At 35.3% G+C, this 16,426-nt stretch carries 17 protein-coding genes; 12 read left to right on the top strand and 5 right to left on the bottom strand.

The genetic code is table 11. The features are described from left to right. From PHO43_RS08840 to PHO43_RS08855, 4 genes are all read right to left on the bottom strand, one after another. On the bottom strand, nucleotides 1–928 hold a 928-nt coding region (locus PHO43_RS08840; RefSeq protein WP_288011969.1), incomplete at its 3' end, for a DUF6198 family protein. A gap of 156 nt (nucleotides 929–1,084) precedes the next feature. Next, nucleotides 1,085–2,932 (bottom strand): heavy metal translocating P-type ATPase, encoded by a 1,848-nt coding sequence (locus PHO43_RS08845; protein ID WP_288011971.1) that lies wholly within the window; start codon nucleotides 2,930–2,932, stop codon nucleotides 1,085–1,087. A gap of 102 nt (nucleotides 2,933–3,034) precedes the next feature. Continuing rightward, nucleotides 3,035–3,844 carry a type II CAAX endopeptidase family protein gene (locus tag PHO43_RS08850; protein ID WP_288011973.1) on the bottom strand — a complete coding sequence of 270 codons (810 nt, stop codon included), beginning with the start codon at nucleotides 3,842–3,844 and terminating at the stop codon, nucleotides 3,035–3,037. 138 nt (nucleotides 3,845–3,982) lie between these two features. Further along, nucleotides 3,983–4,207 carry a heavy-metal-associated domain-containing protein gene (locus PHO43_RS08855; RefSeq protein ID WP_045089931.1) on the bottom strand — a complete coding sequence of 75 codons (225 nt, stop codon included), beginning with the start codon at nucleotides 4,205–4,207 and terminating at the stop codon, nucleotides 3,983–3,985. 413 nt (nucleotides 4,208–4,620) lie between these two features. On the opposite strand from PHO43_RS08855, the gene PHO43_RS08860 reads away from it, so the two are divergent. From PHO43_RS08860 to PHO43_RS08915, 12 genes are all read left to right on the top strand, one after another. Beyond that, a complete protein-coding gene (locus PHO43_RS08860) occupies nucleotides 4,621–5,673 on the top strand; it encodes a L,D-transpeptidase (protein ID WP_045089932.1) in 1,053 nt (350 codons plus the stop codon). A gap of 54 nt (nucleotides 5,674–5,727) precedes the next feature. Then, nucleotides 5,728–6,411, top strand: a complete 684-nt coding sequence (locus PHO43_RS08865) for a murein L,D-transpeptidase catalytic domain family protein (RefSeq protein ID WP_288011975.1) — start codon at nucleotides 5,728–5,730, stop codon at nucleotides 6,409–6,411. A 143-nt stretch (nucleotides 6,412–6,554) separates the two neighbouring features. Beyond that, the gene (locus tag PHO43_RS08870) at nucleotides 6,555–7,739 is read left to right on the top strand and encodes an NAD(P)/FAD-dependent oxidoreductase (RefSeq protein WP_288011977.1); all 1,185 of its coding nucleotides are present in this window, start codon (nucleotides 6,555–6,557) and stop codon (nucleotides 7,737–7,739) included. Between the two features lie 52 nt (nucleotides 7,740–7,791). After that, a complete protein-coding gene (locus PHO43_RS08875) occupies nucleotides 7,792–8,223 on the top strand; it encodes an SRPBCC family protein (protein ID WP_053826073.1) in 432 nt (143 codons plus the stop codon). Nucleotides 8,224–8,273: 50 nt separating this feature from the next. After that, a complete protein-coding gene (locus PHO43_RS08880) occupies nucleotides 8,274–9,377 on the top strand; it encodes a Gfo/Idh/MocA family protein (RefSeq protein ID WP_053826072.1) in 1,104 nt (367 codons plus the stop codon). 4 nt (nucleotides 9,378–9,381) lie between these two features. Then, complete coding sequence (locus tag PHO43_RS08885; RefSeq protein ID WP_288011980.1) at nucleotides 9,382–10,632, top strand: APC family permease; 1,251 nt, start codon at nucleotides 9,382–9,384, stop codon at nucleotides 10,630–10,632. A gap of 161 nt (nucleotides 10,633–10,793) precedes the next feature. After that, entirely contained in the window at nucleotides 10,794–11,222 is a 429-nt protein-coding gene (locus PHO43_RS08890) for an RrF2 family transcriptional regulator (RefSeq protein ID WP_045089936.1), read from the top strand. 235 nt (nucleotides 11,223–11,457) lie between these two features. Next, nucleotides 11,458–12,021, top strand: a complete 564-nt coding sequence (locus PHO43_RS08895) for a YceI family protein (protein WP_052673179.1) — start codon at nucleotides 11,458–11,460, stop codon at nucleotides 12,019–12,021. A 31-nt stretch (nucleotides 12,022–12,052) separates the two neighbouring features. Then, the gene (locus PHO43_RS08900; RefSeq protein ID WP_045090937.1) at nucleotides 12,053–13,369 is read left to right on the top strand and encodes a hypothetical protein; all 1,317 of its coding nucleotides are present in this window, start codon (nucleotides 12,053–12,055) and stop codon (nucleotides 13,367–13,369) included. A 69-nt stretch (nucleotides 13,370–13,438) separates the two neighbouring features. Then, nucleotides 13,439–14,065, top strand: a complete 627-nt coding sequence (locus tag PHO43_RS08905; protein WP_288010148.1) for a YceI family protein — start codon at nucleotides 13,439–13,441, stop codon at nucleotides 14,063–14,065. Between the two features lie 207 nt (nucleotides 14,066–14,272). Further along, nucleotides 14,273–14,740: a hypothetical protein gene (locus tag PHO43_RS08910; RefSeq protein WP_288011982.1), complete on the top strand. Its 468-nt coding sequence runs from the start codon at nucleotides 14,273–14,275 to the stop codon at nucleotides 14,738–14,740. 3 nt (nucleotides 14,741–14,743) lie between these two features. Beyond that, nucleotides 14,744–15,109, top strand: coding sequence for a hypothetical protein (locus PHO43_RS08915; protein WP_288011984.1), 366 nt, complete (start codon nucleotides 14,744–14,746; stop codon nucleotides 15,107–15,109). A gap of 5 nt (nucleotides 15,110–15,114) precedes the next feature. Here the strand turns inward: PHO43_RS08915 and PHO43_RS08920 are convergent, their stop codons facing one another. Beyond that, on the bottom strand, nucleotides 15,115–16,335 hold the full coding sequence (locus PHO43_RS08920; protein ID WP_288011986.1) for a serine hydrolase domain-containing protein: 1,221 nt from the start codon (nucleotides 16,333–16,335) through the stop codon (nucleotides 15,115–15,117). Between the last annotated feature and the right edge of the window lie 91 nt (nucleotides 16,336–16,426).

The following is a 16,426-nucleotide window of genomic DNA, read 5'->3' on the forward strand; positions in this document are numbered from 1 at the left end:
CATTTGGAGGAATAACCTCATTAATGTAGGAGTAATTACTATTGTATAATTTATCAAGCAAACCATTAGGTAGTTTCTGTTCATGTTTTTCTACATACTCTGGTGTAAAGCCACTCGCAATAGAAGTAAGATCTATAATTTTACTATCATAAAATCCAACTCCTAGCTTTTTTGCAATTATTTCACCAACTGCATGTCCCCCACTTCCATACTGACGAGATATTGTGATTACAAAATTGTCAGTTATCATATATGGTTGAGTAACGTACTCAATTGCTTTTTCGGGTTTTAATATCTTATCAAGGAAAAGTATTCTTTTTTGATATATATTAGCTATTGTACCCACAAACAGTGCAGCCAATATTGTTCCTTCGCGTATTCCTTCCAGTTTTCCATAAAAGGTAAATGCCAAAATAACAGAAATAACAACAAACGAAGTGTCTATTGCAACTTTAGTCTTTCCGAAATTGATATCATAAGCTTCAGAAATTACAAGTGTGAGTCCTTCTCCGGGAAGATAACCCACATCAGCTTTCAATTCAAGAAAAATACCAAATGCCATTATAAAACAGCCTAAGATTACCGTAATGATCTGTAGAATATAGTTATTAGGATCTAACGACTGCGTCAGATATAGATTCAAGTCGATAGAAAAACCCAGTAGAAAGAGTAATGGAATTTGAACAAGCTGATTAATACTTGATTTTTTCTTAAGGATTATCACCTGTATTAGCACCATGATTAGATTTATAATAATGGCGAATGTACCCACTGTTATATTAGGTAATATCAGATTTAATACGTAGGGTATAGAAGAAATAGGACTTGTACCAAGATCCGATCTAATTGTTAGTGCAACACCATTACCAATTAAGAGTATTCCTGCAATTAAAATCAGAATACGCAAACCTATTTTAACTCTCTTCATAAATCATTGAAACTTGATAACCTTAAAACAATATTTAAAAATAACGGGCTTCATAACCTAATTCCATAAGAATTCACTATTATTTTCGTGAAGGTATGAGGGACCTCACAGTTCACACAAAAATATTAAAAAACAGGCAGATAAAAAAATAGCAAGTTACAACTTATACCCAAGCAGTCTCATGCCATTCAGTATTACAACCAATATACTTAATTCATGTACAAGCATTCCTACAGACATGCTAACCCAGCCACTAAACAATAACCCGGTAAATAACACCAAGACTACTCCAAGAGCGATAACAATATTTTGTTTCATATTCCTGGATGTTGCTTTTGTCAATCCTAGAGCATGAGTTAGTCTGCTAAAGTCTGAATTCATTAAAACCAGATCCGAAGTTTCTATAGCAACATCTGTACCGCTTCCCATGGCAATGCCTACATTGGCTAAAGCGAGAGAGGGACTATCATTAACACCGTCTCCGATGAATGCAACAATCTGACCTTCAGACTGTAGCTTATTAATATAGGCTGATTTATCTTCGGGCAACATATCTCCATATGCTTCGGAGAGACCAAGTTCACGACTAATCACATCAACTGCACCCTGATTATCCCCTGAAAGCATAATAAGATTTTTAACTCCCATCTTTTTAAGTCTGCTAAGCTCTTTCTTAACTCCAGACCGTATTTGATCTCTTATCCCTATCAAAAGTTTTAGTTTTCCATCAACAGATGTAAGAACCAGCGAATTGCCTTTCTTTATCAAACGGTCAATATCTGCCATTACATTATCACTTAAAGTGACATCTTCTTTTTCCATTAGTGATATATTGCCAACTGCAATCCTTTGTCCGTTAATGTTGGCTACAATTCCCCCACCCTTAACTACCTCTGTATTCTCAACATTATGTAATTCTATTTCACCTAACTCATTGAGAATCGCTTTTGCCAGTGGATGATCAGACTCACGCTCAATACTGGCAAGATAGCTTAGTACCATGGCAGAATCTTCTGTATAGTATATCGTTTCTGAGACAGAAGGATCCCCAACAGTCAAAGTACCGGTTTTATCAAAAACCATGCTATTAACCTTGCTAAACTCGGTGATAACCTCACTCCCCTTCAACAGTACACCGTGACGGGCACCATTACCAATTCCGGCAACATTAGATACAGGCACACCTATCACTAATGCCCCCGGGCATCCCAGTACCAATAAGGTTATAGCCAGCTCTATGTTATTGGTAATAATCCACACGACGAATGCAAGAATAAGTACAACAGGTGTGTAATATTTAGAGAATCGATCAATAAACTTTTCAACTTGCGACTTAGAATCCTGAGCCTCTTCAACCAAATCAATGATCCTTCCAAACGTGGTATCCTCACCTACTCTGTCAGCAACTATCTGAAGAGTACCATTTTCTAAAATTGTACCTGCATAAACCATTGAATCCTTCTCTTTATCTACGGGTAATGATTCACCTGTTATACTTGCTTCATTTATATAGCCTTCACCGGAAATGACTCTTCCGTCTACCGGAACTTTTGCTCCAGTTTTCACAAGCAGCAGATCTCCCTCATTAACATCATCCACATCTATCTCAATAAATTCCCCATTCTCCATCATCTTTAAAGCACTTTCAGGAGCCATATCGGTAAGCTCTTTAATAGCAGAACGGGTATGTTTTAAAGTACGTTGTTCAAGATAAGCACCGAAAAGGAATAGGAAAGTAACAATTGCTGATTCTTCATAATTCTGTATAAGAAAAGCTCCAATCACCGCTATTGTGACCAGTACATCTATACTTACTACCTTTATTCTAATAGCCTGATAAGCTTGTAGTGCAATTGGGAGTGCACCAATTACAGTGGCTATAACCAGAGACCAGGTGAACAGATACAAATTATCAACTGTCCATTTACTTATGAAAGCAGTTGTAATAAGGATAGCACTCAAAAAGGTAATGAGATTCTTATTTTTAAATATAAAACTTTGCATACTACTATTATTTAATATGCAAAGTTAGGTATGGCAAAAGGTTATATATGTCACATAAGAGACATCTGAGTTTATTATTACATTAAAAAAAACACCTCGCTTTTATACTTTTTTCCTTAAAATTATAAAACCGATAATTATAACAGAGCATAACACAGCTGTGTAATATATATAGTATTGAAGAGATTCTTCCAATGTCATTTCAGGGAAAAGCATACCGCGAATTGTTCCAGAGGAATTCATACTTAAATGTATGAAAATTGCAATGCTTAAATTACCTAACGTGTTGTTATATGCCCAGGTATAGATAAAACTCGATGCTATAACTGCTATAAAAAAGAGAACAACCAATGGTATTGTTATAGTAAATCCACTGATTGCTGTTCCGGATTTTGCGAAAAATAGTGGGGCATGCCATAATGCCCATATGAATCCAACAAGTAAACTGGATTGTATAGGTTTAGATTTTGGACTTAAAATAGGCAATAAATATCCTCTCCATCCAATTTCCTCTGCTAATGGGCCAAATACTATTGGTACTATAAATACAATCGGAAGCCATGGCAGAAGTCCATAATTTACATCTCCTATACTACCGTCGAAAAGTACATATAAAACAAATGCTAAGCTATATATGAACGGTCCTACCAGTAAACTTATAATTATCCATCGTTTTTTTACACTTTTTAGTCTGAACCTTGAAAACAACTCTTTTATTCCTCTTTTACCTTCAAGGGCAGCTGTTAAGAGAATTGCAGTAATTGTAGGACTATACGCTCCTATGAAAAAAAGTAATAAAACTAAAGGTGCCGATTCAAAAGGACTAGACTCTATTTTGTCAAGTATTGGCAACCAGGCGGCCCACGATATTGCGTAAGTAATAACTATAAAAAGCGCCAGTTTCTTATTCATATCTGTTTGTTTTGGAGTGATACAAGAAAACTATTAAAACAAAGATATAATTAAAAATTTATTTATTTTATGAACAAAAACATGATTTTTCTCTTTGTTATATCGCAGATATTTAATAAATTGGCGCTTATAAACAGATTAAACTTTAGATTTCTCTATTTTATAACCTAACCTGGAAATGGATTTTTCTATTTTTTCTATTGACACTTTTTCTTCATCATAATTTACTTTTGCTTTGCTGGAATTAAACATCACTTTAACGCTTTCCGGATCAATTCCATCAAGACCCTTTAATGCACCCTCTATCTTCTGTATGCAAGATGGGCAGGTAAGTGTTTCTAGTTGTAAAGTAACTGATTTCATATTTTATCCTTTCTTTAATAATTAATTCTTAATACGAATCTCTATTTTTTTTGCAATACAAAGTTAGGTACTACAGGGAGTGAAAATTGTCACCATGGCGACACTGATCAACACTTCGGTTTAATTAACATTTTCTATGCTTTATATACAAATCAGACACCAAAATTAGTCTGACCAAACTCTTTATTAATCCTGTATTATATAACGAATATAAGAGCCAGATAAGAACTAAATAAGAACCAGATAAGAGTCAGTTAAGATTCTAGTTGGAGATAAGTTTATCTGTTATAACAAATATATCTGATGCTATTATAGATATTCGCAACAGCAAAAGTTGTGTCAATCTATATGAACATTATAAACAAATTCATGTTTTAATTTTAAAAATCAAATAGAATTTCAAAACCAGTTGTATGAGAAAACTGTTTTCTGTTCGCATAGATACTACCTCAATAATTTTATACCTGTTCACATTCCTGATTTTTACCGCATGTAATGAATTTAAAAATGACTCTGAAGGTATTATAGATGATTTTATATCAGTTACAGACTCAATAACTGAAGTAGTAGAAACAGTCAAGATATTATCTGCATCTGACATCAATTTAACTAAAGAGATTCAGTTTGAGAAATATATACTTGATGATCAGTATGAATATGAGGATACCATAAGATATTTTCAATGGAATAAAATAAAAGAAAAAATCGCTCACATTGAAAATGAGATCAACATAAACAGCGACTCAAAAAAGTTTGTGGTTTTCAGTAATTACAAAAATATGAATGGTGAAGCCCCAACTGTTCCAGACTTTGTAAGGAATGAATACAGGAGAGTATCAGATCATTATGGTATAGAACGATACCAGTCAGTACCTCTTTACAGTATTCAAGGAGATACAGTACTTGTACGTTATGGCAGAGATGGCTGGATAGCAAAAATTATAGATAATGATACAACAGAAATGATTAGAGTAAAAGGTGTCTCATTTGATGGAGAATATCTTATTCCTAACCGCTATTTGATAAACTGGGGCGATAGCATTAAAATCAATCAAGTTATTGCTGTAGATGTAACTAATCAGAATATTTCTGTTATAGAAAAAAGAGATAATACCTGGAATATACTAAGTATGAATCCGGCAACTACCGGAGTTCATAAGCCTCCATATGCTTCAGAAACCCCAATTGGCATATTCGCAATACAGGATCAAAAAGAGAAGATGTTCTACACAAAAGATGGATCAAATGAAATTGCAGGATATGCTCCATATGCATCCCGATTTACCAATGGAGCTTACATTCATGGAGTTCCTACCCAATTACCCCAAACCAGGATAATTGAATGGAGCAATACGCTTGGCACAACACCACGCTCACATATGTGTGTGAGAGTTGCTTCATCGCAGGCGAAATTTGTATTTGACCTTATAACTGTGAAAGAGGCAGTTGTTGTTGTAATTGATTAACATTTTAGTTTATGAAAAATAGTATATTTGGGAACAATTTTCTCGAATTAAACTATGCGTACAGTTCTAATTTCTATTATATTTACTATAATATCAGCTTTCAGTTTCCCTATAGGAAAGGATATCCCCGTATATGAATATTTAGTTGAAAAGTATCAGTTTGATGACACTGAACTATTATTTCAGCAAATGAATCTTGAAGGATTGATTGATTTTAAAGCCTTTGAATCAGCATATTCCGGTTATAAAAAGTTAAATAAGGATAATAATCCTCTGCTCACTATAATCAATTACAATTTACCCTCTACTGATAAAAGATTGTACGTTCTGGATCTTAACAGAAAAGAGGTTCTGTTTGTATCATATGTTGCTCATGGCAGAAACAGTGGCGATAACTTTGCAACATCTTTTTCAAACAAAAGTGGATCCTATAAAAGTTCACTTGGTTTTTACAGAACTGCTGAAACATATAATGGGGGTAACGGATTTTCTTTGAGACTTGACGGTCTCGAAAAAGGAATAAATGATAAAGCCAGACCACGTGCGGTTGTTATCCATGGAGCAGATTATTGCAGTGAGGATTTCATCAGATCAACTGGTAGGCTAGGACGAAGTTTTGGTTGTCCTGCACTGCCTCAGGAGTTGAATAAACCAATTATAAATACAATAAAGGATGGTTCAATCATCTTTATCTATGCTGATAAGTCTGAATATTTCACTTTAAGTGAAGTTGTATAGATTCTTTAAACTTTCTGATAGAACCAAATCTTTCAAGTATCTGTACCTCTTATAAACTGCTCATATGTTGAACAAAAACCATATTAAAGCGGTTTAATTTACAACATACAAAACTGTGTGTAACTCCTTAATCCGGCAATTCTATGGAAAGAGGCGGTCATTTAGAAAGTATTTGGCAAACCGAGGTAAAACACTACGGTCAGGAAAACATTAATTCGATACCAGATTCCGATATTTTAATCGTAGGTGCGGGCATCACAGGAATTACAACTGCACTGATGCTTCAGAAAAAAGGGTTTAAATGCATTTTGGTTGAAGCCGGCAACATGGGTTATGGCTCAACAGGAGGTTCAACAGCTCACATAAACAACTACTTTGAGACACCGTATCATAAGGTTATCAAAACATACGGTCTCGACTCAGGCAAATTACTTGCAAAAGCTGCTAGGGAAGCAAGTGATATTATTAAGGATAATATAAATATTTACCAGATTTACTGTGATTATGCGATCAGAAATGGATATCTGTTTTCATTAGATGAAAGACAGGATGATGAACTACAAAATATAATCGAAGGAAATCATTTGGTAGGAATTGATGCTATCGAGACTAATACAAACCCTTTTAGAATACCATCTGTAAGAGTTATTGAAATTCACAATCAGGCACAATTTCATCCATTAAGATATTTAAGAATACTGCTCAAGGAGTTTGTACATTCAGGTGGTATGTTTTTAGAAAATTGTTCGGTTACTTCTAGTATTGATGAAAATACAATTATCGTTGCTGACTCCAGCAAAGGTCCTATAAACTGTAAATATCTGATTTATGCCAATAATACACCTCCAGGTGATAGTATTTTAAACAAATATATCAACCCTTATATTCGTTTTGCCATGGCTCTAAAACTTAAAAATGGATATTACCCAGAAGCTATGGCTTACGATATGTTTGAGCCACACCATTCATACAGATCTCACACTCTTGATGAAAACGATTTTTTAATTGCAGGGGGTGAAGATAATATAGCTGATAGCTTAAATAACTCAAATAAAAGCTTTGAGAAACTTTATAAAAACCTTAAACTATATTTTGATATAGAAGAAATTGTATATAAATGGAAGACAAAACTTTATAAGAGTAAAGATGGTTTGCCATATATTGGATATTTGCCGGGAAATCATCAAAATGTGTTTTGTGCAATAGGTTACGGTGGTGATGATATAATTTTAGGTACAGTTGCAGCTATAGTAATTTGTGATATAATAACATCCGGAAACAGTAAATATGAGCAACTTTTTTCACCTGAAAGGATTTTAAAACATTGATTTACCTATAGAGCAATATTATTATATAATTACATATTAATACTTATGCATTATGTATAAAAAAGAAATTACTATAAAAAGGAGTGCCGAAAAAGTTTGGGAGGCACTAACCCACCCCGAGAAAATGAAAAAATGGTATTTCAACATATCAAATTTCGAAGCAAAAGAGGGTGAGATTTTTGATTTTGTTGTCTCCATAACTGATGAAGAAGGAGTACATGATTTTCGTCATCTGTTTAAAATTGTTGAAGTTATACCAAATAAAAAATTGAAACATACATGGGAGTATCCAGGTTACAGCCCGGGAATTTCTACTCTCACATGGGAACTGACGCCTGAAGGTGAGTCAACTAAAGTTTTATTAAAACATGAAGGACTCGAAAATATAACCGACGAAGATAGCAGGTATTTCTCTAAAGCAAGCTTTACTGCCGGATGGAATGATATTCTAAAAGAGATGAAAGAAAATTTGGAAAAGGAATAATAATATTATCTTCGCCATCTTACTAATAAATACATTAAAATAGAGAAAACATGAAGATCACTACTCTAATTCTGATTTTATTTACTCTTCTTTGCATTCAACCATCCAGTGCGCAATCGCTCGATCCTGTAAGAATAGGAATTGATGGATTATCTCATGATCACGTACATGGAATATTAAACAATTATCAAAAACGTAGCGACATACAGATAGTTGGGATTGCTGAGTCAGATAAAAAGAGAGCTAAAGAGCTTGCTGACAGATATGGATTTGATCTCAGTATGGTATATGATGATCTGCAAACTATGGTAGAAAAGACTAAACCAGAGGGGGTAGTTGCTTTTAATTCAATCTATGATCATTTGAAAACAGTTGAAGTTTGTGCTCCCAGAGGAATACATGTGATGGTTGAGAAGCCTTTGGCTGTAAGTGCTGAACATGCTGAAAAGATGAAGAGATTAGCCAGGGAATTCAATATTTATCTTTTAACAAATTACGAAACAACTTGGTATCCGACTATTTATAAAGCTTTTGAAATGGCTGTTTCAAATAATGAAATTGGCGAGATTAACAAGGTTATGATCAACGATGGTCATAAAGGTCCGGTTGAAATTGGTTGTTCTCCTGAATTTCTTGCCTGGCTAACTGATCCTGTATTAAATGGTGGTGGAGCTGTAACTGATTTTGGATGTTATGGTGCAAATATTATGACATGGATTATGCAAAATGAAATTCCTGAAACGGTTACTTCAGTTTTGCAGACAATAAAACCTGACATCTATCCAAATGTAGATGACCAGGCTACAATTATTCTAACATACCCTGATGCACAGGCAATAATTCAGGGATCATGGAATTGGCCTGTTGATAGAAAGGATTTAACAATTTATGGAAAAGATGGTTATGTAGAAGCATCTGATCAACATAACCTTGAATTCAGGCTAAATCGTTCTGCTCCTAAGCAGGAACTGAAAATTACTGATTTTCCACTGGAGACAAATGATCCTTTTAGTTATTTCTCAAGCGTAATAAAAGGGGAGATTAAAGTGAAAAACACCGACCTTTCATCGCTTGAGAATAATATAATTGTTGTAAAGATATTGGATGCCGCAAAGAAAAGTGCTGCTGAAGGAAAGACAGTTACTTTGAAATAATGAAATGGGTGAACCCAAAGAACTAATTAGAGCACTTACATTAAAAGACGCAGTTGGCGTTGGTTTAGGGGCCATAATTGGTGCCGGCATTTTTGTTGTAACCGGTGTAGCGGCGGGTGTAGCTGGTCCATCTTTTATAATTGGACTATTTATCGCAGGTCTGATTGCTGCTTTTAATGGTTTAAGTTCTGCACAACTGGCTGCTGTTTACCCGCAATCAGGTGGAACGTATGAATATGGCTATAGACTTTTAAATCCTGCTTTTGGTTTTTCTGCAGGCTGGATGTTTTTAATAAGTAAACTGACAGCTGCTGGTGTTGTAGCTATAGGATTTGGGAGCTATTTCTACCAGTTGGTTCCGATTTTATCTCCATTAAAATATTCAATTATTGCTGTAGTAATACTTACAATTGCAAATTACATCGGAATAAAAAAAGTTGGTAAATTAAACCTGGCTATTGTGAGTATCACTTTGCTAACGCTTATATACCTGATTTTTAGCGGAATCACATCAATTAATACAGAAAATTTTATTCCGTTTGCTCCATTAGGCATTTCAGGAATTGCAGAAGCTTCAGCTTTACTTTTTTTTGCATATACTGGTTATGCCAGAATTGCCACACTTGCTGAGGAAGTTCGGGATCCAAAGAAAACTATTCCAAAGGCAGTTATAATAACTATAGTTTTAGCTATCACACTTTATATTTCTGTTTCTTTAATCGCTGTTGGGGTTATTGGTACAGAAAAAATGGCTGACAGTAAGTCACCTTTACAGATAGTTGCAAATTCCCTATCTACTCCGTTAATTAGTACCATTGTAACTATTGGAGCTTCAACAGCAATGTTAGGTGTATTGTTGTCTCAAATATTAGGCATAAGCAGAATGATGCTGGCCATGGGAAGAAGAAATGATTTACCTGCAATATTTAAAAGAATACATCAAAAATACCATGTTCCACACATAGGAATTTTAATTACTGGAGTAATTATTGTATTGCTAACTATTATCGGATCTTTTGAATTTATAGTTAGAGCAGCTACTTTTAGTATATTGTTGTATTACAGTATAACAAATATTGCAGCTCTGAAACAATCGCCGGAAAAACGAATATATAACAAAGTAATTCCAATATTGGGATTAACCGGATGTTTAACTATGTCTGTTTCATTGCCAATTAATGTTATTATTAAGGGAGTTGTACTGCTCCTGATAGGATTTATATTCAGATTCTCACTACATAAGTTGAAACGGTAATGAAATTACCATTTTATCTTTTATATTTCAATTTAGATTAATGCACCAACCATAAGTTTTAATAAATTAGTATCACATTTAACCTATAATATTGTTAATTTTCATTCTTATATTTATATTTGAATATTAATCTACTATTTTTGTTTATTGTTTTAAATAGGATGAAAGTAAACACTAAAATAAGGTATGGACTACGGACAATGATTGAAATTGCCGACTGTCAGCACAATGAGGGTATCCTTCAGAAGGATATCGCTGATAAACAGCAAATTTCAGTCAAATACCTGGACTACATCATCGGCGCTCTTAAACTAAAAGGCTTGATTAGAAATGTAGGAGGAAGAGGGAGTGGTTACGTTCTTGCAAAGCCGGCTTCTGAGATCACAATGCTGGATATCTATACTGCATTTGAGCCTGTGATGGTTGTACAATGTATCTCAGATGAATCATTCTGTGAACGCACATCGTTGTGTTGTAAAGCAAATTTGTACTGGAAACATTTTCACAAACAATTTGTAAAGATCCTTTCTGATAGTAATCTGGAACAGATTATGCAGGAAACCAAAGAGGATTGTGCAATATGCGTTTAGATTTTTTTTGTCTATTCATCCTACTAAAACTATAGCATAAAAGTATAACTAATTTAAAAATCACTATATACAAATATTTTAAGAATACTTTGAATCTCTTGGAGGTCAACTGTATTTACTAATCACAGCAATTCTATAGGATTAAAATATTACTAATTACTAAACTATTTTACACTTAATTATGAAGACGATTTTATCAAATGGCCTAACCAGATCTTTATTTTTACTAATGTTCATGGCAACAGTAGTAATTGCTCAGGCACAAACACTTTCTATTAAATCTTCAACCGTTACTATTAACGGAGAGACAAATGTTAATCACGATTTTAAGATTAATGCGACTAAAGTAAATGGCAAAATGACAATTGCAAACAATCGCCCTGAAACACTCACAGTGGAGATTCCTGTAAAGTCTCTTATCAGTGGAGAAAATCTGATGGACAAGAAAACTCATGAAGCTTTTAATGAACCTAAGAATCCGACAATCTTATTCAACATGACCGAATTAAATTCAATTCAGGTTACAGGAGATAATATTGCTGTAACAATCACAGGGAATCTTAGTTTTAGCGGTGCCACCAAAAAGGTTACACTAAAAGCAGATGGAAAAACTGCAAGTCCGGGAGTTTATACATTTGAAGGTTCACTACCGATAAAGATGAGCGATTATGGTATGAAGCCACCCACAGCAATGTTAGGCACTATGAAAACTAAGGATCAGGTTACAGTTAATTACAAAGTGACCTTTGAAGGAGCCGCAGTTGACTTCGACACAACAGCTTACACACAAAATAAATAATAAAAAAATCTAATTAAAACATTAAATGAATATGAAAAAAAGAAGTCTCCTGGCTGTAGTTGCTTTATTAACTACCTGCATTGCTTTTGCTCAATTACGTCCAACTAACAAGGATGGTATTAACATTTTTGAAACACCTAAGACAGATACAGAATTTAAAGGTTTGAATGTGAAGATAGGTGGTGCACTTACACTTCCCTACTCTACACTTGATCACAGCAACGCACATGGAGAATATGTGAGTGATAATGACCTTACACTGGTCCCTCTGACTAATAACTTTGGGTTACCACAGGCAAACCTATTTATTCAGTCTAATCTGTCAGATGGAATTTACCTGAATTTTGAACTTTACCTGGCATCTCGCCACCATAACGAAACATGGGTAAAAGGTGGTTTTCTGCAATTAGAAAAAATGCCTTTCCTCCCCTGGGATTTTGTTGATGATATTATGGAAGTTACTACAATTAAAGTAGGTCAGTTTGATGTTAATTATGGAGATGCACATTTTCGTCGCTCAGATGGTGGTCTTACTTTCTACAATCCATTTATGGAAAACCATATCATGGATGAATTTGCAACAGAGATAGGTGCAGAGGTTGACGTTCATCTTGGAGACTTCACTCTTGTGGGTGCAATTACTAACGGACAGCTTAATCCTTCATTACAGAAGATTGATACGACTCTGGCTGCAAACAGATACTCTAATGGCAAGATGAATCCCGCTCTGATTGGAAAGCTGGCTTTTGACAAGCAGATTAATGACCAGTTTCGTCTTAGAGTAAGCGGATCAGGTTACTACACTGCTGGATCTTACAGAAACACTCTATTCAGTGGTGACCGTACCGGTTCAAATTATTACGGAGTTATGTATCATGTTGCACCAGGAACATCGGCTTATACAAATGGTAGATTTAGTCCGGGTTTCGGAGATAAGGTAAAAGCTGTGATGGGAAACTTATTCTTAAAGTATTCACCTGCAGATGGCGTTTCGTTTGAATCATTTACTACTCTGGAACAGGCAAAAGGACGCAGTACAAGTGAAAGCGAACTTAGAGATGCAAATCAGTTTGTAACCGACTTAGTAGTACGTTTTGGTGCAAATGAACAGTTTTATGTTGGTGGACGATACAATGTGTTAAAAGCTGATATGGCATCAGCTGGAGAAACTCCTGCCTATAAAGCGGATATTAACCGTACTGCAATTGCTGCAGGTTGGTACATGACCAAAAACATTATGGCTAAAGTAGAGTATGTCAAACAGAATTATGATGGTTTCCCAACTAACAGCATTTATTCTGATGCAGAATTCAATGGATTGACTTTGGCTGGATCAATAGCATTTTAATTAACATTAATAAAGGTATACCAAACCGGTAGTAAATACCGGTTTGGTTTTAATCTCTCAGGTTAAGTTATGAAACAATTTATATCAATATTCACTATATGTTATCTATTGTCACTTACTTTAAGTGCACAGCTTAACTCATATCCTGTTACTGTGGATGTAAAGGATAAAAGTGTACTTTCGATTCATGGGAAAAGTAATGTCGTTGATTTTACATTCGATCAACCAAGTAAGGAGTTTATAGATAATAAACTATATGTTGTTGCTTCTTGGAAAAACGATAAAATATATTTAAGTGAGAGTAATCTGGAGATTCCTGTAAAAAGCTTCAACTCCAGTAACAAGATGGCGCTGAGAGATTTTAATAAATTGGTAAAGTCTGATCAATACCCTAAAATGCTTATAAAACTTGATCATATTGAACTTGCCGACAGATCTTCAACATCAGCAGTAGGAAATGCTGTTATTGATGTTACAATTACAGATGTTACAAAAAGATATATTTTCCCTGTAACAACAGGTAAAAATGGAAATAACTTTACTTTCGATATAACAAAAGAGATCAATATACGTGATTTTAACCTGACACCTCCTGTTCACATGATGGGAATGATAAAAGTTGACGAATTAATCACCATCAATCTGTTCATGGAGTGTGATATTCTACCGTTAGATCAGGCTGAGCTTACAAAGTAAGAATCTGCTCATAAATAATACCTCAACACCTTTTTCAAATAATATTGTTATAAACCTTTATTGTCAGTATTTACTATTTAGTATTGACGACAGTTGTATTTTATTGTAAAAGACACCAAAAGTTAAAGTTTAAATTCTATTTTTGTAAAGCATTTAACATTAAATTTCTACGAGTAGAGAGAACATTAAATCAATCAGATAATTAAGATGGAAAAGGCCTATTTAGTCGAAAGAATCAAAACACATTTGCATGTACTCTGTAATGAGATAGGTGAACGCAGGGTTGGAAGCGAGAAAAATCGCTTAGCAACAGATTACGCAGGTAAGATATTGAAGGAGTATGGCTGGCAGACAGAAGCAAACAAACTATCTGTTATTGATTGGAAAACAGAGGGAGCTGAACTGACTTGCGGTGATAAATCTTTTGAAGTGTTTTCATCACATTACTCGCTGGGTTGTTCCGTAGAAGGTGAATTAATTGCTATCGATACAATTGACAAGCTTGAACAATCAAACATAACAGATAAGATCGTTCTTTTATACGGAGACATCTCCTCACAACAGATTGCACCAAAGAAATTTCCTTTTTGGAACCCTGAAGAACATCAGCATCTCATTTCTGTCTTGGAAAGAAACAGACCTCTTGCAATAATAACAGCTACAAAGCGTGATTAAGCATTGGCGGGTGGTGTATATCCATTTCCTATCCTATTGAATATCAACATTGATGGTGCTGGGTATCATGAAGGTTTTTCATGTTTTTCTCCCTTTAATCTCCCTGAAAATGTCAGCACAGCCTTTAAAGATATGCTTTCTGATAATCCTCTTATCATTGAAGGATTACCATGGTATCAGGGAGACCATAGTCTTTTTTTACAGAACAGAACTCCTGCTATTGCTGTGAGTTCGAACTGGTTTATTGAAAACATGGAGAGTCAGGAGATTACCCATACTCCAAAAGACAACCTGGGTATTGTCAATTTTGAGCGAGTTGCAGAGTGTGCAATTGGAGTTAGGGATCTGATTAGAAAGATTGGGAGCTAAATTAATTACTCCATTCTTCCGGTATATGCATCTACACCTGATTTGCTCATTGGCTGTGCAAAGAACTTCTCAGCAGCCTTGGCTATCTCATCAACCCATGGTTGTTCTCCTCCGGCAGATTGAACTACCCATAGCTTGAGCTCTTTCTTGTGCCAATTTACAGAACAGTTAGTACCCCAGGCTCCACCATGACCAAACCATGCATCTTCGCTATCCTCTTCAGGTGCTGATAAACCTAGTGAGTAACCACTCAGCCCCTTAGGACGTGTGGAAAGTGCTAGAAGATTCTTCACTGTCTCTTCTTTCAAGATGCGATTACCATTATCTCCTAAGCCAAGATTCATCAGCATCTTATAAAACTTTAGCTGGTCATTGGCAGTTGTCCAGAGACCAGCACCGGCAGATGCAAATACATGTGAGTCATTATAAGGTCGTTGCTGCCAGTCCATTTCTTCAACCCACTCGGCTGGAGCATCCTTGCTGTACTTATATAGCTCTATCTTGTTTTTAAGCTGTTCATCAGTAGGCCAGAACCATGTAGACTTCATTCCAAGGGGATCAAGCACCTCTTGCTTTAAATAGTCCTCCCATTTCATCCCTGTGACCACTTCAACAACAGCTGCACCAATATCAATTCCTGTGTTGGAATAGAGCTCACGTGTACCCGGCTCAAACATGATAGGCGAAGCCGCAGCGATAGAAGCTGTCTGGCGAAGGGGTGCTCCTCCAGACCATCCACCACCCCTGACATCAGGACGCTTGGCACTAATTTCGAAAGGGAAGCCACCAGTATGGTTTAGTACCATACGGATAGTAAGTTCGTTCTTTGCTTTACGAAGGGTCTTTACACTGTCATTTTCAGCAACTAACACCCATAACTCATTAAACTCAGGAAGATACTTAGAAACAGGATCGTCGAGCGAAATACGCCCCTCTTCCACCAGTTTAGCGATTGTCACTCCGCAAAATCCTTTTGTCTGTGAACATTGCATGAACACATTATCCATACCTATTGGGCGCTTTTCTGATACGTCGGCATAGCCTATGGCGCAGGTTTCCTGCACACCGTCCTTATAGAACACGCTAATAGCACCGGCCAGCTGACCACTTTCCACATAGGGTTGCAGCACTGTCTTAGCATAACTTGTATTTGAGTCTTTAGGTCCATTCTGGGCTGAAACTGATAAACAAAACACAGCAATCAGCAAAAAAAACGTTTTCTTCATGTTTTTTATGATTATAATTAGTTTATAGTGAAGAGGTAATCAATTAATAGTAAACACTTTTATTGAATTATATTATTATTAGTTACTTTCC

Source organism: Lascolabacillus sp., from assembly GCF_028696275.1.
In the GTDB taxonomy this organism is placed as follows: domain Bacteria; phylum Bacteroidota; class Bacteroidia; order Bacteroidales; family Dysgonomonadaceae; genus Proteiniphilum; species Proteiniphilum massiliensis.